We start from the raw sequence: 26,179 nt of genomic DNA on the forward strand, positions 1-26,179 counted from the left end.
GCGATTACGGACTATGCCATGATTCCTGCAACCCCCGACGGTCTGCAAACCGTCTCTGACGCCGCCGGCCATCCGCTCTACCGCCAGATCTATGAGCGATTCCGGAGCGCCATCGCCGAGGGCACCCTCAAGCCCGGCGACCGCATCCCGTCGGCACGCGCGCTAGCCAAGGAAATCGGCGTGGCGCGCGGCACCATCGAGGTCGCCTATTCGCTGCTGGCGTCCGAGGGCTACATCCAGGCGCGCGGCCAGGCCGGCACCGTGGTCGCTCCCAACCTGCAACCGATTGCGCGCCCCGCGCCCGCCGCAAAGGCCCGGCCCGCAGAGGCGACGGAAGACGGCTGGCAACGTCCGGCCGCACCGTTGCCATTCCAGATGGGACTGCCCGCGCTCGACGCCTTTCCGCGCAAGATCTGGGCGCGTCTGGGCGCGCGCCACCTGCGCGGCATGCAGCCGCCGGACCTTGCGTACCCCGATCCCTCGGGCTTGCTCGCGCTCAGGACCGCGACGGCCGCCTACCTGCAGGTGGCGCGCGGCATCCAGTGCGCGCCCAGCCAGGTGTTCATCACGTCGGGCTACAACAACACCCTGCAGCTCATCATGCAGGCGCTGTTCAAGCCCGGCGATTCGGTCTGGGTGGAGGACCCCGGCTATCCGCCAACGCGGGCGCTGCTGGCGCAGGCAGGGATGCAGGCCGTGCCGGTGCCGGTGGACGCGCAAGGGCTGGTCGTGGAGGCGGGCATTGCGCGGGAGCCGCGGGCCCGGGCGGCGGTCGTGACGCCCGCGCACCAAAGTCCGCTATGCCTGTCGCTGTCGCTGCCCCGGCGCCAGGCGCTGCTGGACTGGGCAGAACGCAGCAGCGCGTGGATCGTGGAGGACGATTACGACGGCGAATACCGTTACGTCGGCCGTCCGCTACCGGCCCTGAAGAGCCTGGACCGCCAGGGTCGCGTGCTGTATTCGGGCACCTTCAGCAAGGTGCTGTTTCCGGGCATGCGGCTCGCCTACCTGGTGGTGCCCGAGGAGCAGGCGCCGCGCTTCGAGCGTCTGTGCCTATTGCTGGCGGGCGGCGCGCCGGCGTTGACGCAGGCCGTGCTGGCCTCGTTCATCAACGAAGGACACTTCGCGCGCCATATCCAGCGCATGCGCCGTCTGTACAGCGAACGGCGCGAGGCCACGGCCGCAGCGCTGTCCAGCGTGCTGGGCAACCGGTTGCGCATTGATCCGCAGCCGGGCGGCATGCACCTGGTGGCGCGGCTGGACGGCCATCAGACCGATCGCGAACTTGCGGCGCGCATGCTGCGGCAGGGCCTGTACGCCCATGCCTTGTCGCACTGGTCGGCGGCGCCGGACGCGCGCGCCGGCCTGCTCATGAGCTTCACCAATATCGTCTCGGCCGAGCAGGCGGAGCAGCTGGCGCGCCGCATCCTGCAGCTCATGTGAGTCGCGGCAGGAGAGCGCCGGTCAGTTCAAGCCGGCCTTGTCCAGGCCATAGGCCTTGTCCGCGGACCCGGGCTCGGTGCGAAACGCGACGTTCAGCCGGTTCCAGCCATTGATCCCGACCACCAGGAAGGTCAGGTCCGACAGCTCGGATTCCGTGAACTGCGCTCGCACAGCGTCGTAGATCTCGTCCGGCACGCCGTGCGGCGGCAGCGTCGTAAGCGCCTCGGTCCATTCCAGCGCGGCGCGTTCACGCGGCGAGAAGAGGGGGGATTCGCGCCAGATGGCGACGTGATGCAGGCGCAGCGCGCGCTCGCCCTTGATCGTGGCTTCCTTGACGTGCATGTCCAGGCAGAATCCGCAGCCGTTGATCTGCGAGGCACGGATATCGACCAGCGAGCCAAGCTCCTGGACCACAGGCGTCTTCTTCAGCGCCATGCTGAAGTCCAGATACTTCTTCGACAGGACTTCGGACACCTGGAAATAATTCAACCGTTGGCTCATGTTCAGACCTTTCTATTGCAATGGGATGGGGGAATGACCGGCAAATGATGGCGCCGATTGGCCTACCGCTGAAGTGCCAAGAACCCATTTTTGATATGGGCCATGATGCGCCGGGCGGTGCGTCCGCCACGCGCCAATTCCTGACATTTATCCGATTGAATCCCGGCCGTGGCCCGGCTATAAGCTTGGTGCTGGGGCCTTTTATAAAATCGCCGCCCCGATTTCCCACGAAGCCCGAGCCGATGCCGCACCCATCCCCCCATGACGAACATGTCGACAGCAAGCCGGCCACCGGCGCGCGCGCCCAGGCGGACCGAGGGTCCTGTCTTGAAGTGTTTCTGGTGTTCCTGCGCCTGGGCTTGACGTCCTTTGGCGGACCGGTCGCGCATCTTGGTTACTTCCGCACCGAATTTGTCGACCGGCGCCGTTGGCTCGACGATTACACCTTTTCGGACCTGGTCGCGCTGTGCCAGTTTCTGCCGGGTCCGGCCAGCAGTCAGGTCGGCATGGCGATCGGCCTGCGCCGCGCCGGGTGGGCTGGCATGCTGGCCGCGTGGGTCGCCTTCACGCTGCCTTCGGCGCTCGTCTTGATCGGATTTGCGATGGGGCTTGCCCATTACGGCTGGCTTTCCGGGTCGGCGGCCATTCATGGGCTGAAGGTGGCCGCCGTGGCCATCGTTGCGCAAGCGGTATGGGGAATGGGCCGTTCGCTGTGCCCGGACCGATCCCGCGCCGCGTTGGCGGTCGCCGCCGCATTACTCACGGTGGTGCTGCCGGCCGCGCTGGCGCAGATCGGCGCCGTGGTGCTGGGCGCGGTGATCGGAGCGGCCTTCCTGCAATTGCCGGCCCGGCCCGTCCTGTCCCACGCGCCTTCCGGCGTGTCGCGCGCGGCGGGCGTGGCGTCGCTGGTGCTCTTTGCCGTGCTGATGGCGGGGCTGCCGCTCTGGGCGCTGATCTCCAGCGGCGCGCTGGCGGGCCAGATCGACGGCTTCTATCGCGCGGGCGCGCTGGTCTTTGGCGGCGGGCACGTGGTGCTGCCGCTGCTGGAGACGGCGTCGGTCTCCACCGGCATGGTGTCCAGCGCGGATTTCCTGGCCGGTTACGGTGCGGCCCAGGCCATGCCCGGGCCCTTGTTCACCTTCGCGGCCTTCCTGGGCGCGATGTCGTCCGGCCCCTTGTCCGGATGGGCGGGCGGCTTGCTGCTTCTCTGTGTCATCTTCGTGCCGGGTGCCTTGCTGCTTACCGCGGCGCTGCCGTTCTGGGACACGCTGCGGCGCCGGCCAGGCGTGCGCAACATGGTGGCCGGCGTCAATGCCAGCGTCGTCGGCATCCTGCTCGGCGCGCTGTATGACCCCGTCTGGACCAGCGCAATCCTGGGCAAGGCCGACTTTGGCCTCGCGCTGTTGCTGTTCGCGTTGCTGGTCTATGCCCGCTGGTCGCCGTTATGGGTGGTGCTGCTGGCGGCTGTCAGCGGCTGGTCGCTGGGCTGGCTGGTCTAACGCCCGGCCCCAGCCGCCGGCGCGTCGTCACGACGTCCAGCGCGGCGGGCGTTTCTGCAGGAAGGCGTCGATGCCTTCGCACGCGTCCGCCTCCATCATGTTGCGGGCCATCACGTCGCCCGCGTAATCGTAGGCATCGGCCAGGGACATCTGCCGCTGCTTGTAGAACATCCGCTTGCCGTAACGCACGGCCGCCGGGCTCTTGGCCAGGATGTCGTCCACCAGCGTGCGCACACGCGCATCCAATTCGCTCTCGGGCGCCGCCGCGTTGATCAGCCCCCAGTCCACAGCCTGGGCGGCATCGATGAAGCGCGCGGTCATCAGCATCTCGAAGGCGCGCTTGGCAGACAGGTTGCGGGTCAGGGCCACGGCGGGCGTGGCGCAGAACAGGCCGACGTTGATGCCGGACACGGCGAACTTCGCGGTGTCTGCGGCGACTGCCAGATCGCAGCTGGCGACCAGTTGGCATCCCGCCGCGGTGGCAATGCCGTGCACCTTGGCGATCACGGGCACCGGCAGCGCCTGCAAGCCTTGCATGACGCTGCCGCATCGGCGAAAGAGCGCCCGGTAGTAATCAAGGTCCGGCTGGCTGCGCATCTCGCGCAAGTCATGGCCCGCGCAGAACGCGCGGCCGGCCGACTCCAGCACCACGCAGCGGACGTCGGCATCGCATGCCAGTGTGTCGATTTCCTGTTGCAACGCGGCCAGCATCGCCTCGGACAAGGCGTTGAACTGGGAAGGGCGGTTCAGGCGCAGCGTGACGACGCCGCCTTCGGCGCTGCGCAGCAGCACCGGTTCGTCCGCGGGTTTTTCGATGGACATGTCGCCTCCAGGTGGTTGTTCCTGGATACTAGCGCACGCCCCGCGCCCACTGGCTCAGGAACCGGCGGCAAGGCGCCGGCCCAACGCCGGCGAGAGCAGCAGCAGCGGCGCCACGATGACCGCGCCGACCAGCGCCATGGCCGCCTGAGGCGCCATGCCGCTGTCCAGCAGCAGGGTGGCGATCACCGCCGACCCGCTCATCTGGAAGAGGCCGTACACGGCGGCGGCAGTGCCCGCCCGGTCGGCAAAAGGCTCGAGCGCCAGGCTCAGCCCCGATCCCAGCGCCAGCGAGAATCCGACGGTAAACACCGTGACCGGCAGCATGAAGACCCAGGCCGACAAAGGCATCCACAGCCACGCGCCGACCTGCAGGACCGACGCCAGCAGGAGGGCGGCCATGCCGACGCGCACCATGGTGTAGCGGCCATGGCGCGCGATGAACGCGGGCGCCAGGAAAAACGCCGCGATGTTGATGGTTGCATTCGCCCCAAACCATGCCGAAAAGCCCAGCTCGCTGTACCCAAGCTGTTCGACCAGCACGACGGGCGCGGCCGACACGAACACCAGGATCATGGCCATGCCCGCCATGCCGAAACACGCAAAGTAGAGAAACCGTCCGCTGGTGACGATGGACGCATAACGGGGCAGGCTGTTCAGCGCGCCTGGCCGGTGCGTCAGCTTGGCGCGGGTTTCCTCGAAGCGCACGGCCAGCAGCGCCGCCAATGCCAACGCGAACACCGTCATGAAGACGAACGTGCTGCGCCAGCCAGCATGCAGGGCCAGCACGCCGCCCACCATCGGCGCCAGCGCGGGCACGGAACATAGCGCGCCGTTCAGGTAGCTGTAGACGCGCGCGCCGACGGCCGGGGTAAAGCAATCCCGCACGGCGGCAAACGCGACCAGCGATGCCGAACACGCGCCTAATCCCTGGATGACGCGTGCTGCGTAAAACACCTCGAGGGACGTTGCCGACGCGCCCAGCGCCGAGCCTGCCAGATATGCCGCAGCGCCGCACAGGGCCACGGGCCGGCGGCCATAGCGGTCGGCCAGCGGGCCGATCAGCACCTGGCCCACGCCCACCGCAAAAATGAAAAGGGTGATGCTGGATTGCAAGGCGCCGATGGGCTCGCCAAACGCCAATGCCATGGCGGGCAGGGAAGGCAGGTAGATGTCGATGGCCATCGGCGTGAGCGTGACCAGTCCCATCAAAAGACCGATCAGCCAGCGTTGGCCTCGGGGCGTCAAGGCAGACTTCATACGAGGCTCTGGGCCCATTGCAGACCCGGGAAAACCCGACATTATCCATGATCGCCTCCGCCCGCGCAGGCGTAGAATGCCGTTCCCATGAACCCGTCTGCTTTGCGCCCTCGCATCGTCATCCTGTATTGCACGCAGTGCCAATGGCTGCTGCGTGCGGGCTGGATGGCGCAAGAATTGCTTTCCACGTTTTCGACGGATCTTGGCGAAGTGGCGCTGCAGCCCGGCACCGGCGGAATTTTCCAGATCACCTACGACGGCGATCTGATCTGGGACCGCAAGCGCGACGGCGGCTTCCCCGACGCCAAGGTGCTCAAGCAGCGCGTGCGCGACCGCCTGGATCCGGGCCGCCCGCTTGGCCACATCGACGGCCACACCGCCACGCCGGAAAGCTGACCCGCATCGCCGACCCGCATCGCTGACCGGGCAGCCAGGCAAAAAAAGGCCGGTCCTTTTAAGACCGGCCAAAGCAGCACTACCCCGATTCTTGATTTGCGTTTACGCGGCAGACTCCGCGTGCTTAAGCGCTTCGCGCGCCTTGCGCTGGCGCAGCGCCGACACGCCGAGCAACGCGATCAGCCCCACGCATGCCAGGATGAAGCCCAGGCTGATGGGCCGCGTCACGAAGATCGACAGCTCACCGCGCGACAGCAGCAGGGCGCGGCGGAAGTTCTCTTCCACCATGGGCCCGAGCACAAATCCCAGCAGCAGCGGCGCCGGTTCGAAACGCAGCCGGATCAACGCGTAGCCCGCGGCGCCGAACAAGGTCACCATTCCCACGTCGAAGAGGTTGTTGTTCGTGCTGTATACCCCCACGCAGACGAAGAACAGCGCGGCAGGGAACAGATAGCGGAAGGGAACCGTCAACAGGCGCACCCACATGCCGATGAGCGGCAGGTTCAGGAGCAGCAGCAGCACGTTGCCGACCCAGAAGCTGGCGATCAGCCCCCAGAACATGTCGGCGTGCTCGACCATCATCTGCGGACCCGGCTGGATGCCGTGAATGATCAGCGCGCCCAGCATCAGCGCCATGACGGGATCGCCAGGGATGCCCAGGCTCATCGTCGGGATGAAGCTGGTCTGCGTCGATGCGCTGGTTGCGGCTTCCGGACCGGCGATGCCTTCGATGGCTCCGCGGCCAAAGCGGCGCGGTTCACGGGCAACCTTCTTTTCCGTGGCGTAAGAGATGAACGACGCGATGGTCGGACCCGTGCCCGGCAGGATGCCGAACGCCGCACCGATCGCCGTGCCGCGCACCAGCGCGCCGCGCGACTGCTTGATGTCGCCGGCTTCCGGACGCATGGACTTCATGCTCACCTTCGTCGAGGTGACCTTGCTGTCGCCGCCGATGCGATTGATGTTCTTCAGGAAATCCGCCACGCCGAACAGCCCCATGGCCAGCGCCACGATCTGCAGCCCGTCGGACAGTTCCAGAATGCCGAAGTGAAAGCGCATTGTGCCGGTGTTCACGTCCGTGCCCACCACGCCCAGCAGCAGGCCGACCACCACCATCGCCACGCCCTTGATCGCCGAACCCTTGGCCAGCGTTGCGCCGGCCAGCAGGCCCAGCATCATCATCGAGAAGTACTCGGCGGGACCGAACTTGAACGCGACGTCGACCAGTAGCGGCGAGAACAGGATCATTGCCAGGATGCCGACGGACGCGCCACAGAACGACGAGAACATCAGCATGAAGAGGGCCGAGCCCGCCTTGCCGTTGCGCGCGAGCGGATTGCCGTCCAGGCAGGCCACTGCGTGCGAGGCGGTGCCGGGCAGGTTCAACATGATCGACGTGATGCCGCCGCCGTACTGCGAGCCGTAATAGATGCCGGACAGCATCACCAGCGCCGCGGTGGGCGTCATCGTGTAGGTCAGGGGCAGCAGGATCGAAATGGCGGCCAGCACGCCCATGCCCGGCAGCACGCCGATCAGGTTGCCCATGAACACGCCAAAGATGGCCCACATCAGGTTGTCCAGCGCGAAAGCGACCGAAAACCCGTGCATCAGATTATTGAAGATTTCCATGGATCAACCCCAGCGGAACAACGGAAACTGCAGTTGCAGCGCCCAGGAGAACACGGCCACGCCAAGCACCGTGACGCCGGCGGCAAGGATGGCTGCGGAGCGCCAGGTATGCTGGCGGTCGCCCATGGCAGAGATGAAGACCAGCACGAACGTCGCCGGCACCAGGCCGCCGAACTTGCCGATGAGGATGAAGGAAAGCAGGCCCCCGATGATGCAGCCCCAGCCGCGCCATTCGGGCGGCGCCACTTCTTCGGCATCTTCCTCGGCGGCCACGGGCGAAGCCGCCATCTTGGCGATGGCCAAGCCAAGAAGCACCAGCAACACGCCCAGAATGGCCGGGAACATGCCCGGGCCCATGCGGTCCAGGGTTCCCAATGTGTAGGTTGACGCCTGCGCGATGGCGCCCAGGCCCAGCACGATCATCGTGCCCGCAGCCCACGCCTCGCGCCGCACGGCGCTGCGTTTTGATTGCATGGTCTTTTCCTCCCGTTGTTGTGCTTTTGCCTGACTGAGGTCTGAACAAAAGCTGACACTGCAATGAATGCGGGAGTCTAAAAATCCAAACTTCCGTTCACCTTTCAAGGCGTGCGAAAGTTGCGCGCGGGTGTCGCGATAGCCACGAAAACGGGGGAAATCCCTAGGCTTTTTTGAAGGGGAATGCGCGCGTCAAGCGCCTGTGCGGCACGCGGGCCGCGCAGGCGTTGCAGGCCCACGCGAGAGCCGTGCAGGGCGTTTACATACCCAGGTCGGACAGGCTGGGATGATCGTCCGGACGGCGTCCGAGCGGCCAGTGAAATTTGCGGTCGGCTTCCTTGATGGGAAGGTCGTTGATGCTGGAATGGCGGTGGATCATCAAGCCGTCCTCGCCGAATTCCCAGTTCTCGTTGCCGTACGAGCGGAACCAGTTTCGCGAGTCGTCGCGCCACTCGTATGCATAGCGCACCGCGATGCGATTGCCGGTGTAGGCCCACAGTTCCTTGATCAACCGGTACTCAAGTTCGCGCGCCCATTTGCGCGAAAGAAATTCGCGCGCTTCGTCGCGGCCATGCACGAACTCGGCGCGGTTGCGCCAGCGGGTGTCCAGGCTGTAGGCCTGGGCAACTTTGTCCGCGTCGCGGGTGTTCCAGCCGTCTTCGGCCAGGCGCACTTTCAGGATGGCGCTTTCGAGCGTAAAGGGAGGAAGGGGCGGGCGGACTTCAGGGGACGATGTCATGGCGTGAGCCTCATGGTTGGGGGGGGAGGGAATCAGGAAGGAAACGTGGATAAGGTCAGGCGTTGGCCTGAAGAAGCGCTGCGGCCGCGCGCTCGGCGCTGTCCGTAATCGATGCGTCGCCCGTGACCATGGCCACGGCAATCGCGCCGTCGATCAGCACCAGCAATTGGCGCGCGCACTCCTCGGGCTGGGCCACGCCAGCCGCTTGCACCAGCGATTGCACGTGCGCAAGCAGGCGCTCCTTGTGGCGCCGCGCCACCGCGCGGATGGGGCTGTCGGGGTCGCCGATTTCGCCGGCGGCATTGATGAAGGCGCAGCCGTGAAATCCTTCCGAGGCGAACCACTCGCGTAACGCATCGAAGATCGACAGCACGCGATCGTGCGGCGAGGGCGCGCGCGTCGTCGCATCGATGACCCACTGCATCCAGCGCTCATCGCGGGCCGACAGCGCCGCGGCCACCAGGACTTCCTTGGTGCCGTAGTGCTTGTAGATGCTCTTGCGTGCAACGCCGGACGTCTTGACGATGAGGTCCATGCCGGTGGCGTTGATGCCCCCGGCATAGATCAGGGACTCGGTGGCGCGCAACAATTTTTCCTGCACGTCGGCGCGGGATTCGGTATGGGAAACGGTATGAGCTTCAGTCATGGAGAATGATCGTTCTATCTGCAATGGGCAGATAGTAGAACGGTCATTCTCCGTCGTCAACGCGATTTTTCGGTCCCGCTTCCGAAAGCCAAACGCGCTCCCAGGGCGACGCCCCGCAATTTAGCTTGCTATTTCTGCCAAAATTCTGCTAAAATCTTTCATCTATCGGCAAAATTATAAGAACAAGCCAGTAGTTTCGAATCCCGGCGACGCCTGCTCCTGAATGCTCCCCCGCACCCGCGGCATTCATGGCCCGCCTGAATCTGTGCGCAATGCTCGGCGGGGGAAGCCATGCGCCTGTCCAGGAGCATGCTTATGTCTCATCAATTGACTGCCAAGAAGGGAAGCTTCGAGATCCCCCCGTTGAATTGGAAGGCCCCCGAGGCCAACAAGCAGTCCGACCGGCACGACACGCCGTCCCACGCCGACACGCCCAAAAAGGCCGACGTCTCGCGCGTGAAGAACTAAGCCTGTAAGCCCGGACCCTGCTTTCACCCCAGGGTGCGTTGCTGGACTTGATCGCGCCCGTTCAATTTCGCCAGATAAAGCAGTTCGTCAGCGGCCCGGAAAAGGCCGCTGACGCTTTCTGCATGGCTCCACGAAATACACGCCACGCCGAAACTGGCCGTCAGCCCGAACGGGACGCCGGTTGCCGACGTGACTGAGCAGGCCCGGATGCGGTCTCGCATCCGCTGCGCCATCTCCATCGCCTGCTGCGCGCTGCGCGTGCGGCAGAGCACCGCGAATTCCTCCCCGCCCACCCGCGCAACGACATCCGACTGACGCCACGTCGTGTGGCACAGCTGCGCCACGGCCTTGAGCGCCAGGTCGCCGCTGGCATGCCCGTGCGTGTCGTTGATGGTCTTGAAGTGGTCGATATCGAACAGGATGAACGCCAGCATCGGCTGCCTCTCGTCCCAATGCGCGCGCGCCGCCTCAAAGCGCTTCTCAAAGGCCCGCCGATTCAGCAGCCCGGTCAGATAGTCCGTCTCGGCGGAGTGCGCCAGATCCGCAATCAACCGGTCGCGCTCGGCTTCAAGCTGCTTCTGCGCGGCGGACTTCTCCTTGAGCACGCGCAGCGCATTGAACATGTCTTGCACTTCGCCATGATGATTGCCGTGCGCAATGTTGGCTGGCGCCGCGCCGCTGGCAATGGATCCGATGATGCGCGTGGCCTGCGCAAAAGGCTGGATCACGCGCTTGCGAAATTGCACCAGCGCCACGGCAAGGGCGGCCACCAGCAGCGCGGTGGCCGCCAGGGTCACGGCAAGCAGCCGCGCAGCGGCCATGCGATGCGCCTCGATATGCCGTCCCATCTCGTCCAGCAGCACGTCGCGAAATTCCGTGATGGCGCCCATCAGCGGCACATAGGCCGCTGCCAGCGCGGCGGTCGACACGGCGGGCTCGTCGGACTGCCGCGATGCCTGCCCGCGCACGCGCGCCAGATAGGCCAGACCGTCGCCGAAGTAGCGCTGTTGCATGCGGGCATAGACCTCGGAGGCGCGCACATCGGGCTGCGTCGCCATGCGGGCTTCAATGAGCGCGCGCAACTCGTCGATCCGGCCCAGGACGCGTTCAATGCGGAACTGTTCCTCGGCCGTCAGCTTCCGGTGGCGGCTCAGCGCGGGCGTATAGGTGGATCCCAGCAGTCCTGCCTGTTCGCGCAGCTCGCTGGCCAGCAGTGCCAGCGTCAGCAAACTGGGCGCATTGGCTTCACTGCGCATGACCCATCCCGCGTTGGCAGCCAGGCTGGCCTGCCACTGCGGAATGATGCGAACCATGCCGCTGACCGCGTCCCACAACATTTGTCCCGACAACTGATCGCGCGGCGTGGCGATGAGCTGGTCGATGTCCTGCCGCGCGCTGGCCAGCGCCTGACGAATCTGCTGAATCTCGCCGCGCTTTGCGGCGCCGTCGGCGCCGGCATGCAGCGCCAGCAGCGCGTCAATCAGGGCGTCCGTGCGGGCGCGGGCCGCTGACAGGGAATCCATGACGTGCTGCGGCACGGGCAGGGCGGACCCCAGCGCTGCGTTCATGGGGCCGCGCTCCGCGGAGGCATGCTCCATGACGCGGATCGTCGCGCGCACCGACGAGAATGCCTGCCGCGCGTCCGACGCCGCTCCGTAGGATCGCCAATTCTGATAGAGCAGGATGCCGGCAAGCACCGACACCAGCAACAGCACGCCGACGGCCAGCGCGATGAAATGACATTCCAGGGATTTTGGCGCGACGGCAGGGCGCAACATCTCGGCGTGCAGGTCCAGGCAAAGTGGAAGCTGCGCAGGATACTGTAATTGCCCCTTTGAAGACCTGGCTTTTGGCAGAAGATGGCTTATTTCAGTTTATGGCGGCAAGATTATTTCTTTCCAACGCAGTTAATTGCGTTTATCTGCGAAAACTTGCGCCATCGACTTTCGTCGCGCCGTGCCGCTCGCAGACAGGACACGCCGGCCAGCGACCTGCCGCCTCGCAATCCTGGGCATCAAGCCTCGTGCATCACCACCCGGTTGCGGCCCTGCTGTTTGGCCACATACAGCGCGGCATCGGCGGCACGGAACGCTTCGTCCACATCCGGCCCGCTCGATGGCCATTGCGCCACGCCGGCCGACACGGTGACGCGATTGTCGCCGTGCAAGGGGCGCTCGGCGATATGCGTGCGCAGCCGTTCGGCGACATGGACAGCTTCCCGCGCGGCCACGCCGGGCAACAGGATCAGGAACTCCTCGCCGCCGTTGCGGCACAGCACGTCGGACGGACGCGAGCACTCGCGCATGATCTGCGCCATGTCGCGAATCACCTCGTCGCCCACATTGTGGCCGTAGGTATCGTTGATCCGCTTGAAATGGTCGATATCCAGCGCCACCACCGAAAACGGCGTGCCGCCGGCCTGCATCTGGTCCACCGCATCCTGGGTGCCGCGGCGGTTGCGCAGGCCGGTCAACGGATCGGTGATGCTGGCCAGATTCAGCTTGCCAATCTTGTCCTGCAGACTGGTGAAGCTGGCGATCACGGCGCGCTTGAGGCGCTCGGCCTCGAAGTACCACGCCTTGACGGAATGCACTCGCTGCATCGCCTCGCTGACGTCCTGATGCTCGACGTTCGTCGCCAGTTGCGACAGCGGTAGCGAAATCATGCGGGCGCACCACCAGATGGCCAGCAGAAACGCCACCGCCAGCGGCGCAGCATAGCCCAACAGCGCCCAGATAAGGTCGTGGATCGGCTCCAATGTGACCTGCGCAGGGCGCTGCGCCACCACGCCCCAGCCGCTGATGGGCACCGGCGCATACCCGGCCAGCATGTCCACGCCCTTGGTATTGATGACGCGCATCGCCCCGGCGTTGCCTTTGACCACCGATGCCACCACCGGATTGGACAGCACCGTCTCGCCCACGCGAGAGGCATCCGTGTGATAGATAAGCTGCCCATCGCCATCGACCACGTACAGATACGATCCATCGTGGTAATGGTGATTGCCCAGCAGCTCATGCAAGGCGCTTTCATTGCGCAGGTAAATCGCGCCCCCCACATACCCCAGGTACTGGCCGTCGTTCGAGAAGATGGGATGCGACACATTGACGAGCAGATTGCCCGCAACGGACACGTAGGGCTTGCTGATCATGGGCTGGCGGGCCCGCAGGGCGGCCCGGCTGCCCGGACTGTCGATCTGCACGCCCAGAAAGCTCCGGAAGGTCTGCGTGGTCGCGAGGACTGTGCCGTCCACCCCCACGACACCTACCGAGTTGAAGCTATCGGTCTGTTGCTGCACGCGCATCACTTCGGCGGCAAGGCGATCCGGCGATCCCATCAGCTCGGGCATGTGCCGGGCGCTGTATCCCAATTGCTGCTGTGCGGACCGCAGGAAGCTTGCCGCGCTTTCCGCCAGCTTCGTGGCGTAGACGCGGTTCGATTCGAGGGTGTTCTCGATCAACTGCTCACGCTGCACCAGATAGCTTGCATACAGGGCATTGGCCGTGGCCGCGATGGCGCTGAAGACGGTAAGCGCAAGCACAAGCCCGCGAAGATTGATTTGCATGGGGGTCGGGGACGGGCAGGGGACAAGCCGGCGCCTTGGGCGGTTGCATCCGATCCGATGGGCATCGATCGGCGTAAAGGCCGGGGCGCGGTGATTGTACGGTCACTCCCACCATTACGGCAGGCCGGGGGGATCCTGTAGGTCTGGCCCCTGCGGGTCGTCCAGCAGGCGAGCGGCCGGAGATTGCGCCGCGGCGCCGGCCCGGAAATATCCCATCACCGTCGCTACGCTGGCGTGGCCGGTCATCGCCATCGTGTCGCCCAGCGGCACGTTGCGCCGCCCGGCCTCCGTGACAAACCCGGACCGCAGGCTGTGTGCCGAATAGGCGCCGTCCAGTCCGGCCAGCCGGCTGCGTTCCAGAACGATGTCGCGCACCGCCGCGGCGGCCAGCGGCTCGCCAACCACATCGCCGCGCCGCACGCGCCGGAAGATCGGCCCTTGGCGGATGCCGCTTGCGGCCAGCCAGTCCGCCAGCGCCTGCGCGGCCTTGCCCAATATCGGTTTCTGGTCCTGCGCCCGAAGGGCGCCCGTCTGGTTCGTCTTGGAATGCGCCATCGTATACAGATAGCCATCGCCCGCGCGGCGCGTGTTCTCCACGGTGGCCTGCACCACTTCAGACCGGCGCCGGCCGCCGCTTGCCCAGGCAAAAAGGAGCAGGGCGCGGTCGCGTTTGCCGCGCAACGAGTCGTCGCAGGTGTCCAGCATGGCTTGAAGCGGCTCGCGCGTCAGGGCTTCCTTGCGCGCGGGCGCGACGCCGCGGCGGGCGTACGCGCGGCGCGTCTTGGACACCAGCTCGCGCACGGCGGCGGCGCGGCAGGGGTTCGGGTGGCCCAGCAATTCATGCGCCTTGGACAACACCGACAGGCGTTGCAGCAGCGTGTTCAGGCTGGGCGCGCCCAACCGTCCCTTTGCCTTCAGGCGCACCAGTTCCTGGTCCAGCTCCAGCGGCAGTTCCCATTCAAGACCGTCCCCGGAAGACCGCTGCGCGTGGTCCACCACAAATTGAATGACCGCGGCCTCTGACACAGGCAAGGCGAACGACCGGCCATAACGCAGCCCGAACCAGGCCGACCAGTAACGGATCGCCGTGCGATAGCTGGCAGCCGTGTTGGGGGAACTGCCTTCGCGCAACAGGTCGCGCACCGCGGCGTCCGCGTGGCGGTCAAGGCTGTCCGGATCCAACCGCGCCAGGGCGCGTGTCAGCGCCGGCGCCGCGCCTGGCAAGTCATTCATGTTTCCGCGCGCACGGCAGATGCCGTCTCCTGAGTGATGAATCAGTTGAACAAGCCCGTCATGTTAGCCGGTGGAGGCGCCTGCGGCCGCCATCGGCCAGGCGTGGCGCGCGGTGCTACGATTTCCCGCACGCAAGTCAACTTCCGGCGCTGAGGGCAGTCAGTAGCGGTAGCGTTCCCGGCGGCGGTTCTTCAAGGAGCCTTCCATGGCCGCAACCGTCGCAGATTTTCTTGTCAAAGTGCTTACCGATGTCGGGGTACGCCGCATTTGGGGCGTGACCGGCGACAGTCTCAATGGACTGAATGACAGTCTTCGGCGGCTTGGCGGAATTGAATGGATGCACACCCGGCACGAAGAGACCGCCGCATTCGCCGCTGGCGCGGAAGCAGCCGTCACCGGATCGCTGGCCGTATGCGCAGGCAGTTGCGGACCGGGCAATCTGCATCTGATCAACGGATTGTTTGACTGCCAACGCAGCCGCCTTCCGGTCCTGGCCATTGCAGCCCACATTCCGTCCTCTGAAATCGGGTTGGGGTATTTCCAGGAGACGCATCCCCAGGAACTCTTCAAGGAATGCGCCGACTTCGTCGAGCTGGTATCGAACCCTGCGCAATTGCCAGGGGTGCTGGCACGCGCCATCAACACGGCGGTCGGCAGGCAGGGCGTGGCGGTCCTTGTAATACCGGGCGATGTGGCGCTTGCTGCGGCGCCCGCGGATGCGCCCGCGTTCTGGCCCGCGCCGCCCGCGCGTGCGCACTTGCGTCCAGACGCGGCGGCCGTGCAGCAACTGGCCGGTCTGCTCAACGGGGCGCGAAAGGTGTCGATTCTGGCGGGCAGCGGCTGCGCCGGCAGCCGCGACGCCGTGATCGCGCTGGCACAGCGCCTCAAAGCGCCCATCATTCACGCATTGCGCGGCAAGGAGCACGTCGAGTGGGACAACCCGTTCGATGTCGGCATGACCGGATTCATCGGCTTTTCGTCCGGTTACCAAGCCATGGAAAACGCCGAGCTTCTGCTGATGCTGGGCTCGGACTTTCCGTACCGGCCTTTCTATCCCAAACACGCAAAGATCGTCCAGATCGATCGCGACCCCGCTGCCCTCGGCCGGCGCGCACCGCTGTCGTTGGGCATTGCCGCCGACGTCGGCGAAACCATTGCCGCGCTGCTCGATCAGCTTGACGAGCGTCAGGACCAGACATTCCTTGACGCTGCCCTCGATCATTACCGGAATGCACGCAAAGACCTCGATAGCCTCGCCGTGCCCGCGCCGGCTGGCAGGCCGCTCCATCCGCAATACCTGGCGCACCGCGTCAACGCGCTCGCAAACGAGGACGCGATCTTCGCGGTGGATGTCGGCACGCCCACCGTGTGGGCTGCGCGATATCTCTCCATGAACGGCAAGCGCCGGTTGCTGGGCTCGTTCAACCACGGCTCGATGGCCAACGCCATGCTGCAGGCCATCGGCGCCCAGGCGGCCGCGCCAGGCAGGCAGGTCATCTCGCTATCGGGCGACGGCGGATTCACCATGATGATGGGAGATTTCCTGTCCCTGTCCCAGTTGCAGCTGCCTGTGAAGATCGTCGTCTTCAACAACGGCGCGCTCGGCTTTGTTTCCATGGAAATGAAAGCGGAGGGCTTCCTGGATACCGGCACAGACCTCAAGAACCCCAATTTCGCGGCGATGGCAGAAGCCGTCGGCGTCCGGGGCATCCGGGTCGAGTCGTCGGAAATGCTGGACGCCGCGCTGACGGAAGCGCTGGCGCACCCCGGTCCCGCGCTGGTCGACGTCGTGGTTTCGGCGCAAGAGCTGATCGTGCCACCCAAGATCAAGCTCGAGCAAGCCAAGGGATTTGGCCTGTACATGCTCAAAGCCATCATGAACGGCCGCGGCGATGAGGTCGTTGAGCTTGCCCGGACGAATCTTGGACGTTGAGGGAAGGGCGGAGGCCGCAAATCGCGTTATGTATAAAATATTACGTATGCTGTAAGATATATAACGTATATGCAAGTTAAATCACGATAAGGTTCCATTATCGTGACTAATTCAACTCACCTCGGCAACGCAAATCATCATGGCCACTGGCATTACGGAATCGGACGTCTGGAGCGCTGCGGATGCGCTGTTGTTGGAGGGCGCCCGGCCCACCATCGAGCGAGTTCGCCAGAAAATCGGCCGGGGCTCGCCCAATACCGTCAGTCCGCACCTGGAATCCTGGTTCCGCGCGCTGGGCGCACGCATCCAGGATCCGCGTGCGTTTGCTGCACCCACCGCAGTACCGGACCCCATCGCCCAGGCCGCCACGCATTTCTGGGAAGCCGCGCTGGCAGCAGCCAGGGCTGAACAGGCTCGGGCATATGAGGAACGATGGGAGGAATTGGCCAGGGAAGGGGAGCGGTTTGCCGCGCAGGCCGAACAGCTTGAACTACGCGAGGCGCAGCTGATCGAGCGCGAAAAGCACCTGCAGGAAGCGCTGGAGGTCGCCAGGGCGCAATTGGCCACCACCGAAAATCGTCTGCAAGCCGCCGAAGCGCAATTGCGCCAACGGGACGCGGCGCTGGCCGCAACGCAAACCCGTCTGGAGGACGCCCGCGCCGCCAACAAGGCCTTGCTGGCCGACGCCGAGCAGGACCGCGACCGGCACGCGCAGGCGATTGCCGCCCTGGATGCGCGCCACGCTGCCCACGAGCGCCGCTGGCTGAACGAGCTGGATGTGGAGCGGGGCGCGGTTAAGCGCTTGCAGACTCGTCTGGACGCATCCCTGGTTGCCGCCCAACAGCAGGCAGACCAGCTACGCGACGCGCTTGCCGCCGTCCAGGAGCAACAACGTGCGGCCGAGCAGCGAGCTGCCTCCCTTCAGGCGCAGGCGCTGGCCGACCAGCGCGAACGGCATGCCGAGACCGTGGCGGCGGCTCAAGCGCTTCAAGCCAGCCAGGCGCGGGAATCGGATCTGGCGCAACGTCTGGCGGGCGCATCCGCGCAGGTGGATAGTCTGATGGCCCAGTTGAAATCGCGGGATGTCCAGTTCGACGAACTGACAACGCGGTTGCTGGCGATGCAAGCGTCGTCACACCCCACGCAGCCGGCGCACACACCTGAGCCGGCTCAACCCAAGTAATTCATGGCGCACCGCTTGGGGCGACCCCATCAAGAGAACCCTTGTTCGTCCGCGTACCTGAGCAGTTCGGCGTTGGTTTCGATGTTCAGCTTGCGCATGGCCGATTGCTTTTGCGTGCCGATGGTGGCTACCGACCGGTGAAGGCGCTTTGCGATCTCTGTCACGGACAGGCCTTGCGCAAACATTCGGACCACTTCAAGTTCTTTGGGCGACAGCCCTTTTGTTCTGCCGGCGCGTCCCATCGTCACGTCATTCTGGCTGAGCCGCTGGCCGATGCTGTTGGACAGGATGGGGCCGCTTTCAGTCAGCGCGCGGATGCATATCGACACCAGCTCGTCGATGGGCTCTTCCTTGCTGACGATGCCCGTTACGCCCACCTGGCGAAGCTGGTTCAGGATGCCGCTGTTGGACAGCATCGTGAAGACGACGATGGGGATTTCCGGAAACAGGCGTTGCAGACGTTCGATGAGCCGCAATCCGTCTTCATCACCGGACCGGGCGGCCATTGAAAAGTCGGTGACGATGAGATGGCAGGGATGGTCCTGCACCGCAGTGACCAGTTCGAGTCCCGAGCGCGCGGTGGCGACGACCGTGAAACCGGGCACCTCGTTCAGGGAATCCGCAAGCGCAAGAGAAATGATCGGATGATCGTCGGCGACGATGATTCGCACATCCTGGTCAGACGAAAGCTTCATCATGGACCCGCCATCGCGTTGATGTTCGAATGCACCTGGTGATTCCTCGTGTCCGGCTTGCGATGCCGCAGGGGGAAGCCGTTCCTTGGCTGGCCCCACCAGGCTAAGGGCGCCAGGATTTTCGATACTTCCGTCGGTGACCATTTTATGTTCAAACTCCACTGAAAAGGCGAGCAGAAGCGGTTGGGCTGCAGGGTGAATGGGCGTGAGGCAGGCGGGCGGGGAAAGAGATAAAGCCGCTGAATCTACCTTCGGATCGTCAATCGATACATCGATAAGCTTCGAAAGCAAGCCTGCGCAAGGCCAATAAGCGGACGGAATGAAGGCTAGATTTCCGCCAAGGTGTTGCGCAGCAGTTGCACCACCGCGTGACCCTCGGCCTGCGCCACGGCATCCAGACCCGTGCCGCGCAGCAAGTCTTCCAGCGCCTCCAGCCGTTCCGTGATCGCCGTCATCTGCATGACGCTCAGCGCGCCTCGCATGCGGTGCAAGGTGCGGCCAAGCAGGCGCTGGTCGTTGATTTCAAGGGCCCGCACCATCTGCGTGACGTCCGCTTCCATCGTGCTGATGAACAATGCGCGGTACTTTTCCGGCACGGCAGGCTCGGGTTCGGGTTGGCGTGTTGCGCGCGGCTGCGCTGCGGCTTCGGCCGCGTCGGCCGGCTGCGCGCCGCTTCCCTGCAGATGCCGCCTAAGCGTGGAAAGGCTGATGGGCTTGACGAGCCACGACGTCATGCCGGCCGCGAGGCATCGTTCCTCTTCTTCGCGCATGGCATTGGCGGTCACGCCGATGACGGGAACGGTGGCGCCCTGGGCCCGCAACGCCTGGACGAGCTCATAGCCATTCATGCGCGGCATGTTCACGTCGGTCAGCACGACGTCGTAGCGGGCAAGCCCCCACAGCATCAGCGCCTCGGCGCCGTCGGACGCCAGCGTGACCTCGCAGCCCAGTTGCTCCAGCTGATGTTGCAGGGTGGCCTGGTTGATCGGGTTGTCTTCGGCGACGAGAATGGACAATCCCAGCGGGGTATACGCGCCGCTGTCGGCGTCCCCAGACAAGGCGACTTCACCGCGAACCGCCGCCAACATGCCGGCGGCGATGTGTTCGACGCTGGCGATCACCTTGACGGTCCGCGCGGTGGGCGGCTTGCCGCTTGCGCTGGCCAGCACATGGTGGCCGGGCCAGTCCGCCAGGTTGGCGCCTCCGGTGTAAAGCACGTCGACCAGGATGTCGTCCGGCGTGCCGGCGGGCAAGGGAGCGCTCACGGGGGCCGCGGCGGCGCCCCAGCGCTTGAGCCATTGGCAGACGTTGTCGGACAGTTCGTGGTGCGGGCTGCGAACGTATGCGTTCATGCCGCTCAGGTCGGGCGGGCTGGCAGCCTGGCCGGCGGCCACTGACAAAGGCAAATCCAGCGAAAAACTGCTGCCCAGGCCAAGTTCGCTGGTGACGCGGATGCTGGTGCCCATCAGACCGGCCAGCCGCGCGCATATCGACAGGCCGATGCCGGCGCCGCGCACCGTGTGCGAGCCGCTGTCGATCTGATAGAAGGGAACGAACAGCTGCGCCTGGCCCTCCTTGGGGATTCCGATGCCCGTGTCGACCACTTGCAGCCGCAGATGCGTCTTGCCGTCCAGCACGTGACCCACCGTCAGGCGGACGATCACGTGTCCGGAGTCGCTGAACTTGATGGCGTTGCTGAGCAGGTTGCTGAGGATCTGGCGGATGCGCACGGGGTCACCGGTCATCCAGTCGGGCACGTCAACGTCCACGCTGCAAAACAGCAGCAGCCCCTTCTGTTCGGCCATCGCCGCGTAGGCGTTGGTGCATTCCTCGACCAGTTCGCGCGGGTTGAAGTCCGAATACTCCAGCGCTAGCTGCCCGGCTTCGATCTTGGTGATGTCCAGGACATCGCTGATGAGCTGCAAGAGGATCGCGGACGAGCTTTGCATGCGTTCCAGGTGCTGCCGCTGTTCTTCGTCCAGCGCGGTGAGGCTCATGAGCTGCAGCGTGCCCAGCACGCCATACAGCGGCGTCCGGATCTCGTGGCTCATCGTGGCCAGGAAAGTCGATTTGGCTTCGTTGGCCTTGTCCGCCTCGCGCTTGGCGTCCGTCAGGGCCTGCTCGATCACGGCCCGGGCGCTGATGTCGGAAAAGGCGCACAGCACGACGTCCTGGTTGTTGTAGCGCGTGGGTGCGTAGGCGACGTACAACGGACGTCCGTCCGTGGCCTCGAAACTGGCGATGGTGCCCGGTCCCGTCGCGCCCAGGACTTGCCGCAGAAAGAGGTTGGTCTTGGGTGAATTGTCCAGTTCGCGGCCGGGCTCGGCGCCCAGCCATTGAAGCGCGAGACTATTGCCGAACACCACCTGTCCCATCGGCCGCGCCAGCACGCACAGCGCCACGGGTGCGGTTTCAATCAATGTACGGCTGAATTCTTCCTTTTCGACGATGTCGCGCTGCGCATTGGACGCCGGCGCAATGACATGACGACTGTACCAGCGCGAGGACACGATGCCGGCGCCAAGACTGAGCAAGAGCAGCAGGCCCGCGATGGCCGGCAGCCACAGGTTGTCCTGGAAAAACGCGCCATAGCTGATGCGATATGTGCCCGTCCACACGCCGGAGGGATCCGTGACACGCAGCACGATGCCGTCTGCTGTGTATTCGAGCCCATCCCGGGACGCTGCCGGGCCCGGCGCCTCGCCCAGCAGCAGGCCTTCATCGCGGTGGGTCAGCCAAAATCCGCCATGCAGCGGCTTGCGCAGCGTCTTTTCGAAGATGTTGATCCGCTGGTGGTTGAATTGCGTGGTGGCGTACACAGCCGACGTCCTGCCTTGTGCCGTGGACCAGACCGACTGCGGCATGTCGGCATAAATGATGCCCAGCATGCTGCCGGACAGCGCTTCCGACCGGAACCAATGCACGCGGCCGGTGCCTGGCAGTTCGCGGTGGCTGGGAAGGTCCTGGTCGATAAGGCGTTGTCGCACTGTCTGCAGGCGGCGCAGTTCGGTCCTGACGGCGTCCGTCACCGCCAGGAATGCGGCGGCGCTCAGCCGGTCATACCCCGACACGGCGTCCACGGCAGGCACGCTCATGCTGATGCTGTCCGCCTGGTTGACCAGAAATACCGTGGAAGCCGGGTAGTAGGATGCGGCCCAGAAGCTGGAGTAGAAGTCGGCCAGGAATTCGCCCAGGTTGGCGAGCCGCCGGCCCGCCGTGGGACAGTCCGTGGCCTGCTCGCACGCCAGCGAAAACGCCATTTCCGCATAGGTGTGCTGGCCTTCGAAGATCTGCATGCCGAAGCGTTCCGGCACCTCGGTCGCGTGCAGATTGATGGTGGTCGATAGGCTTTCTTCGGGAAGGGATGCGTTATGCGCGCGCAGCCTGCCCAGGAATTGCTCCTGCGCCTGGATGTACCCGACCAGGATGGAGAAATCGAGCTTCAGGCGGTCACGCTCCTGGTCGACGATGCGATTCAAACCCCAATAGAGCGCGCCGATCAGGATCAGCGCAAAGGGAAGGATGCCGAAGAGCGCGAAGTTCAACCAGCGCGAGGTGCGGGTGATTCGGGCAAACGGAGTGTCCGGCTTACGCATGGTCGGCCTTACCGCGCGGGCGGAGTCATGGCGCGCTGCTCTCGGGCGAGAAGCTGGCTGAAGCCGTCAGTGTCCACCGCGACCGAAATGAGGAATCCTTGGGCGCAGTGGCAACCGATCTGGCGCAGGAACTCGAGGTCGGAGGCCGTTTCGACGCCCTCGGCCGTGACCTGAAGCCCCAATTGCCGGCCCAACTGCACGGACGACCTGAGGGCCGCCGCCTGGCTTTCGTCGCTGGCGGCGCCGCTGACAAAGGCGCGATCGATCTTCAGTTCAGTGAACGGGGTCGAAATCAGGCTGTACATGGAGCTGTAACCTCGGCCAAAGTCGTCTTGTGCCAACCCGAAACCTTTCAGGCGTAACCGGCTGGCGCCCATATAGTATTGGCCTTGTGCCGTCGTTGTCTCGTTCTCGAGCAATTCGAATGTGACTTCCGTCGGCGCCACCCCGTGGGTCAACACCATGTCTTCTAATTCGTCGGGTAGATCCGGGTCGTCCAGGAACTGCGTGGGCAGGTTGACCGAGACCGGGACGCGAAAGCCTTGCTGCCCCCACTGCAAGTGCCCGTGCAGCGCGTCTTGCAGGATTTGCCGCAGCAGCGCCTTGTCCAGCCCCAGGCGGCGGATGGCGGGAAGAAAGGCGCCGGGCGACAGGCATCCCAGTTCGGGGTGCAGCCATCGCGCCAGCGCCTCGGCCCCCACGAAGCGCCCGGTGGCCAGCGACTGCTTGGGCTGAAACCAGGCCTGCAACTGTCCGTGGTGCAGCGCGTGTTCCAGGGCAGTGCGGTCCGAGGCGGGCCCGGTCCCGGGGCGGCCCGGCATCGACTGCTGACGGTCCCGGCACAGTTGGCTGGCCAATTGGCTGGCGTCTTGCAAGGTGAAAGGCTTGCAAAAGGTGCCCAGCACGTCCAGCCCCTTTTCCCGTGCCATCAAGGCGACACTTTCGATGAGGCGCCGCAGGCAGGCCGATACGATTGCCAGCGCGGGCGCGCGGTGCTGCCTGGCGAGCCGGTCTATGAATTGCACGCCATCCATGCCGGCCATGTTCAGGTCGATCAGGACCAGGTGATATGCCTGCAGCTCGGTCTTGGCCAGGGCGGTCTCGGCACACGATGCCACGTCCGCCTGCCCGAATCCGGCCGCTGCCAGCTGATCTGCCAGATGGACGCATTGCAGCGGATGGTCGTCCACGATCAGGACCCTGTACTGGGACAGCGTTTTGGTCATGCGGCTTCCTTCAGGGTCATCAACGCCTTGCACAGCGCCGAAATGGGCAGCGGCTTGAGCAGCACGGTCGTCATGCCGGCTTCAGCGCTGCGCCGCAGGTCTTCGGTGAATGCGCTGGCGGTGATGCCTACGATCGGCCGGGTGTAGCCCTGGCTGCGCAGCGTGCGGGTGAGCGCGTAGCCGTCCAGTTCGGGCATCTGCAGGTCCGTCAGGATGGCGTCGAAATCGGGAAGTTCGGGCAGCGCCAATGCGTCGTTGCCGTCTGCCGCCAGGACGACGGTGCAGCCCAGATGTTCCAGCTGTTCTCGAAGGATTTGCCGGCTGACCGGGTTGTCCTCGACGACCAGCAGGTGCATGTCGAGCGAATCGCAGGATGCCGGGGGGGCAGGGGGCGCCTTCGTGGCGGCGCTGTCCTGTGCAAGGCGGACGGCGCCGACGATGCTGGCCAGACTATGACTGTCGGCGGTCCAGCTGTTGATCGCCGGCTGCGGCTTGATGCCCGGCGGGTGCGCAATGACCCGGGCTCCTCGCCAGGCTGCTGGAATGAAGTCCCGGGTCCATGTTTCCACCAGCACGCTGCCTTCGCGCCGGCCATGCAGCGCGTCCTTGAACGGCATGGCCAGGGCGCCGCAATGCCGCAGCCACTGGCACAGATTGGTGACCACCTCGTTGTTGGCGCCCCTTACGAATACGGGCCGGGGATCCAGCCGGACGCCCATTTCCGGTTGCGCGCCGCCGACGCGCGGCAGGGTCAGGACGAGCGACATGCTGGTGCCCAGGCCTGGCTCGCTGACCGCGCTGAGCGTGCCGTTCATCATCTCTGACAGCCGCCGGCATATGGCTAGCCCAAGGCCGGTGCCGGGCACGTTCTGGTTGGGTCCGCCTTCGGCGCGGAAGTAGGGTTCGAAGAGCCGCGCGTGGTGCTTTGCAGAGATGCCCATGCCGGTATCGGCCACCTGGAACTTCAGGGTCGCACACTGCGCGTCCTGGCTGAGCGTCTGAAGGCGCAACACCACCTGCCCAGAACTGGTGTACTTGATGGCGTTGTTGACGAGGTTGTTCAGGATTTGCCGTACGCGCATCGCGTCGCCCAGGACCCGCGGCGGGGATGTCACGTCGGCCAGGGCATACAGGTGCAGACCCTTGGCTTCGGCGCGCGCCCCGTAGGTGCCGATGACGCTGTCCAGCATCTGAACGGGCGAGAATTCCGCGGTTTCGAGCGTCAGGTAGCCGGCCTCGATGCGCGACAGGTCGAGCGTGTCGTTGATGGAGCTCAGCAGGCTTGCCGAGGACTGCTGCATGGTTTCCAGGTATTGCTGCTGCTGTCTGTCCATGGCGGTCAGGCCCAGCAGTTCGAGGGTGCCGAGAATACCGAACAGGGGCGTTCGGATCTCGTGGCTCATGGTGGTCAGGAATACCGTCTTGGCGTGATTGGCGGCGTCTGCGTGCAGCTTGGCCTGGGTGATGGACTGCTCGACCCGCTTGAATGCGGTGACATCGTTGATGCCGCAGAGGATGACGTCCTCGGCGTGATAAGTGATTGGCGCGAATGTCAGGTACAGGCAACGCCCGTCGTTCAGGACGTATTCGCGGTCGGCGCTGAAGTCGTTTTCTGAGAGCAGGCGGGACAGCAGCCCGGCATCGCCCAGCAGCCAGTCCTTGGCAAGTTCGTTCGCCAGCAGCGGTCTGCCATCGGCGCGGCGCAACAGGCACAGTCCCACGGGCGCGACTTCGACCAGCTTGCGATTCAGCGAGACGCTATCGGCAAGGGCTTCGTATTGCCGCAGGGCCGGGGCGACGAGTTTCTTGCGGATGTGCCGGATGCCGAGAATGACGACAGCAAAGAGCAGACAGGCGCCGCCAAGTATTGCCTGGATGGCGAACGCCATGTCGCCCAGGATGCGGCTGATGGGCGTGTAGTAGACAAGCCGCCAGCCCGCTTCACCCACGGACTTGCTGAGGACGACGAAGCGGGGCAAAAGACCCGGCCCCCACCAGCCGAATGCGTCTTCCCGGCCGCCGTAACGGCTAAGGCCGGCCAGCACCTGCGGGTCGGCGGGGCTGTGCAGGACAGGCGCGTCGTGCTGGTCGTGCAGGATGTAGTTGCCCCCGCGAAGCGAGGACAGGTCGATGGCCTCGTCGAGGTCGCCGAGTTCCAGGCCGATCCATCCGGCGCGCGGCGTGTTGGGGTCGATGGGGGTGTACAGGTAGAGCGGGTTGGCGTTGTGCGTGGATGGCTTCAACCAGGTGATGGCGGTGCGCCGGTCGTGCGCCGCGCCGGGATCGGCCGCCGCCAGCGCCCGAGCGATCCAGGTTTGTTCGTCGGCACCCAGCTGGGGGATGCGGGCAGGCCCGTGCGCCGGGGGCCGGGCAGGGCGCGGCGCGACGTACGTGGTCTGGCCGTTGCGGCCGGAGGTGAACAGCAGACGGGTATGTGCGAAGGCGATGTCGTCAAGGACGCGGGGCGTGAGGATCAACGCCCAATCGTAGACGTTTGGGGCTTCGTGTAGCGGAAACACCTTGATCTGACCCGTGTTGCCGAAGTGCGCTGGGGTGTCGGAGGCGGGCGCGGCATCGGTGTTGCGCACCAGGCTGGAAGCCAGCGACCGGAGCAGCGCCTCGCGCTGGTCGAAGAAGATCTGCGCGTTGTACGCGGCGGCGTTCATTTGCCGGCGGTACGTGGAAGCGGTGCTGGTAAAGGACCAGTACAGCAGAAATACGGCCGCCGCCGCGATGCAGGCCAGCAGCGCAGCGGCGAAGAGATGCAAGAGCAGCGTGGGAGCTCGGGGGACTGGCTGGACGTCTGGCGCGGGGGTCTTTGGATCCTTGATTGGCATGCGGCCATCGTAGGCATCGCGCTAGACGGCGGATATA

Annotated in this window: 20 protein-coding genes; 6 read left to right on the top strand and 14 right to left on the bottom strand. The window is 65.2% G+C overall.

What is annotated here, in order from left to right; genetic code table 11:
• Nucleotides 1-18: 18 nt before the first annotated feature.
• On the top strand, nucleotides 19-1,443 hold the full coding sequence (gene pdxR / locus QEP15_RS12625; RefSeq protein WP_280148845.1) for a MocR-like pyridoxine biosynthesis transcription factor PdxR: 1,425 nt from the start codon (nucleotides 19-21) through the stop codon (nucleotides 1,441-1,443).
• A 21-nt stretch (nucleotides 1,444-1,464) separates the two neighbouring features.
• Here pdxR and QEP15_RS12630 read toward each other — a convergent pair whose 3' ends face one another.
• The gene (locus QEP15_RS12630) at nucleotides 1,465-1,944 is read right to left on the bottom strand and encodes a carboxymuconolactone decarboxylase family protein (protein ID WP_062839496.1); all 480 of its coding nucleotides are present in this window, start codon (nucleotides 1,942-1,944) and stop codon (nucleotides 1,465-1,467) included.
• A gap of 242 nt (nucleotides 1,945-2,186) precedes the next feature.
• Between QEP15_RS12630 and chrA the strand changes: the two genes are divergently transcribed.
• The gene (chrA, locus tag QEP15_RS12635) at nucleotides 2,187-3,443 is read left to right on the top strand and encodes a chromate efflux transporter (protein WP_280148846.1); all 1,257 of its coding nucleotides are present in this window, start codon (nucleotides 2,187-2,189) and stop codon (nucleotides 3,441-3,443) included.
• 27 nt (nucleotides 3,444-3,470) lie between these two features.
• Here the strand turns inward: chrA and QEP15_RS12640 are convergent, their stop codons facing one another.
• Both QEP15_RS12640 and QEP15_RS12645 read right to left on the bottom strand, forming a co-directional pair.
• On the bottom strand, nucleotides 3,471-4,265 hold the full coding sequence (locus QEP15_RS12640; RefSeq protein ID WP_217618003.1) for an enoyl-CoA hydratase: 795 nt from the start codon (nucleotides 4,263-4,265) through the stop codon (nucleotides 3,471-3,473).
• A gap of 54 nt (nucleotides 4,266-4,319) precedes the next feature.
• Nucleotides 4,320-5,522: a multidrug effflux MFS transporter gene (locus QEP15_RS12645; protein ID WP_217618002.1), complete on the bottom strand. Its 1,203-nt coding sequence runs from the start codon at nucleotides 5,520-5,522 to the stop codon at nucleotides 4,320-4,322.
• A gap of 87 nt (nucleotides 5,523-5,609) precedes the next feature.
• Here QEP15_RS12645 and QEP15_RS12650 point away from each other — a divergent pair, with 87 nt between their 5' ends.
• Nucleotides 5,610-5,918 (top strand): Rdx family protein, encoded by a 309-nt coding sequence (locus tag QEP15_RS12650; RefSeq protein WP_217618001.1) that lies wholly within the window; start codon nucleotides 5,610-5,612, stop codon nucleotides 5,916-5,918.
• A 102-nt stretch (nucleotides 5,919-6,020) separates the two neighbouring features.
• Here the strand turns inward: QEP15_RS12650 and QEP15_RS12655 are convergent, their stop codons facing one another.
• From QEP15_RS12655 to QEP15_RS12670, 4 genes are all read right to left on the bottom strand, one after another.
• Nucleotides 6,021-7,547, bottom strand: coding sequence for a tripartite tricarboxylate transporter permease (locus QEP15_RS12655; RefSeq protein ID WP_180098787.1), 1,527 nt, complete (start codon nucleotides 7,545-7,547; stop codon nucleotides 6,021-6,023).
• Nucleotides 7,548-7,550: 3 nt separating this feature from the next.
• Nucleotides 7,551-8,021 carry a tripartite tricarboxylate transporter TctB family protein gene (locus QEP15_RS12660; RefSeq protein ID WP_056317818.1) on the bottom strand — a complete coding sequence of 157 codons (471 nt, stop codon included), beginning with the start codon at nucleotides 8,019-8,021 and terminating at the stop codon, nucleotides 7,551-7,553.
• Between the two features lie 259 nt (nucleotides 8,022-8,280).
• Nucleotides 8,281-8,760 (bottom strand): nuclear transport factor 2 family protein, encoded by a 480-nt coding sequence (locus QEP15_RS12665; RefSeq protein WP_152384443.1) that lies wholly within the window; start codon nucleotides 8,758-8,760, stop codon nucleotides 8,281-8,283.
• A gap of 55 nt (nucleotides 8,761-8,815) precedes the next feature.
• Nucleotides 8,816-9,406 carry a TetR/AcrR family transcriptional regulator gene (locus QEP15_RS12670; protein WP_280148847.1) on the bottom strand — a complete coding sequence of 197 codons (591 nt, stop codon included), beginning with the start codon at nucleotides 9,404-9,406 and terminating at the stop codon, nucleotides 8,816-8,818.
• Between the two features lie 315 nt (nucleotides 9,407-9,721).
• Here QEP15_RS12670 and QEP15_RS12675 point away from each other — a divergent pair, with 315 nt between their 5' ends.
• Nucleotides 9,722-9,874: a hypothetical protein gene (locus QEP15_RS12675; protein WP_174245449.1), complete on the top strand. Its 153-nt coding sequence runs from the start codon at nucleotides 9,722-9,724 to the stop codon at nucleotides 9,872-9,874.
• A gap of 23 nt (nucleotides 9,875-9,897) precedes the next feature.
• On the opposite strand, the gene QEP15_RS12680 is transcribed toward QEP15_RS12675, so the two are convergent.
• The 3 genes from QEP15_RS12680 to QEP15_RS12690 form a co-directional block, all read right to left on the bottom strand.
• On the bottom strand, nucleotides 9,898-11,652 hold the full coding sequence (locus QEP15_RS12680; RefSeq protein ID WP_280148848.1) for a GGDEF domain-containing protein: 1,755 nt from the start codon (nucleotides 11,650-11,652) through the stop codon (nucleotides 9,898-9,900).
• Nucleotides 11,653-11,888: 236 nt separating this feature from the next.
• Nucleotides 11,889-13,439: a sensor domain-containing diguanylate cyclase gene (locus QEP15_RS12685; RefSeq protein ID WP_217617998.1), complete on the bottom strand. Its 1,551-nt coding sequence runs from the start codon at nucleotides 13,437-13,439 to the stop codon at nucleotides 11,889-11,891.
• A gap of 114 nt (nucleotides 13,440-13,553) precedes the next feature.
• Nucleotides 13,554-14,672, bottom strand: coding sequence for a site-specific integrase (locus tag QEP15_RS12690; RefSeq protein WP_175155473.1), 1,119 nt, complete (start codon nucleotides 14,670-14,672; stop codon nucleotides 13,554-13,556).
• Between the two features lie 205 nt (nucleotides 14,673-14,877).
• Here QEP15_RS12690 and poxB point away from each other — a divergent pair, with 205 nt between their 5' ends.
• Together poxB and QEP15_RS12700 are read left to right on the top strand one after the other, a co-directional pair.
• Nucleotides 14,878-16,605 carry a ubiquinone-dependent pyruvate dehydrogenase gene (gene poxB, locus QEP15_RS12695; protein ID WP_280148849.1) on the top strand — a complete coding sequence of 576 codons (1,728 nt, stop codon included), beginning with the start codon at nucleotides 14,878-14,880 and terminating at the stop codon, nucleotides 16,603-16,605.
• Between the two features lie 139 nt (nucleotides 16,606-16,744).
• A complete protein-coding gene (locus QEP15_RS12700) occupies nucleotides 16,745-17,788 on the top strand; it encodes a DNA-binding protein (protein ID WP_175155475.1) in 1,044 nt (347 codons plus the stop codon).
• 29 nt (nucleotides 17,789-17,817) lie between these two features.
• Here the strand turns inward: QEP15_RS12700 and QEP15_RS12705 are convergent, their stop codons facing one another.
• The 4 genes from QEP15_RS12705 to QEP15_RS12720 are packed head-to-tail and all read right to left on the bottom strand — an operon-like array spanning nucleotide 17,818 to nucleotide 26,073.
• Nucleotides 17,818-18,774, bottom strand: a complete 957-nt coding sequence (locus QEP15_RS12705) for a response regulator (RefSeq protein ID WP_227741224.1) — start codon at nucleotides 18,772-18,774, stop codon at nucleotides 17,818-17,820.
• A gap of 35 nt (nucleotides 18,775-18,809) precedes the next feature.
• Nucleotides 18,810-22,079 (bottom strand): hybrid sensor histidine kinase/response regulator, encoded by a 3,270-nt coding sequence (locus QEP15_RS12710; RefSeq protein ID WP_217617994.1) that lies wholly within the window; start codon nucleotides 22,077-22,079, stop codon nucleotides 18,810-18,812.
• Nucleotides 22,080-22,087: 8 nt separating this feature from the next.
• On the bottom strand, nucleotides 22,088-23,305 hold the full coding sequence (locus QEP15_RS12715; protein ID WP_280148850.1) for an EAL domain-containing response regulator: 1,218 nt from the start codon (nucleotides 23,303-23,305) through the stop codon (nucleotides 22,088-22,090).
• Complete coding sequence (locus tag QEP15_RS12720; RefSeq protein ID WP_280148851.1) at nucleotides 23,302-26,073, bottom strand: ATP-binding protein; 2,772 nt, start codon at nucleotides 26,071-26,073, stop codon at nucleotides 23,302-23,304. The genes QEP15_RS12715 and QEP15_RS12720 overlap by 4 nt, the downstream gene beginning before the upstream one ends.
• Nucleotides 26,074-26,179 lie beyond the last annotated feature (106 nt).

This window comes from Achromobacter mucicolens (assembly GCF_029866465.1).
GTDB lineage: Bacteria > Pseudomonadota > Gammaproteobacteria > Burkholderiales > Burkholderiaceae_B > Achromobacter > Achromobacter mucicolens.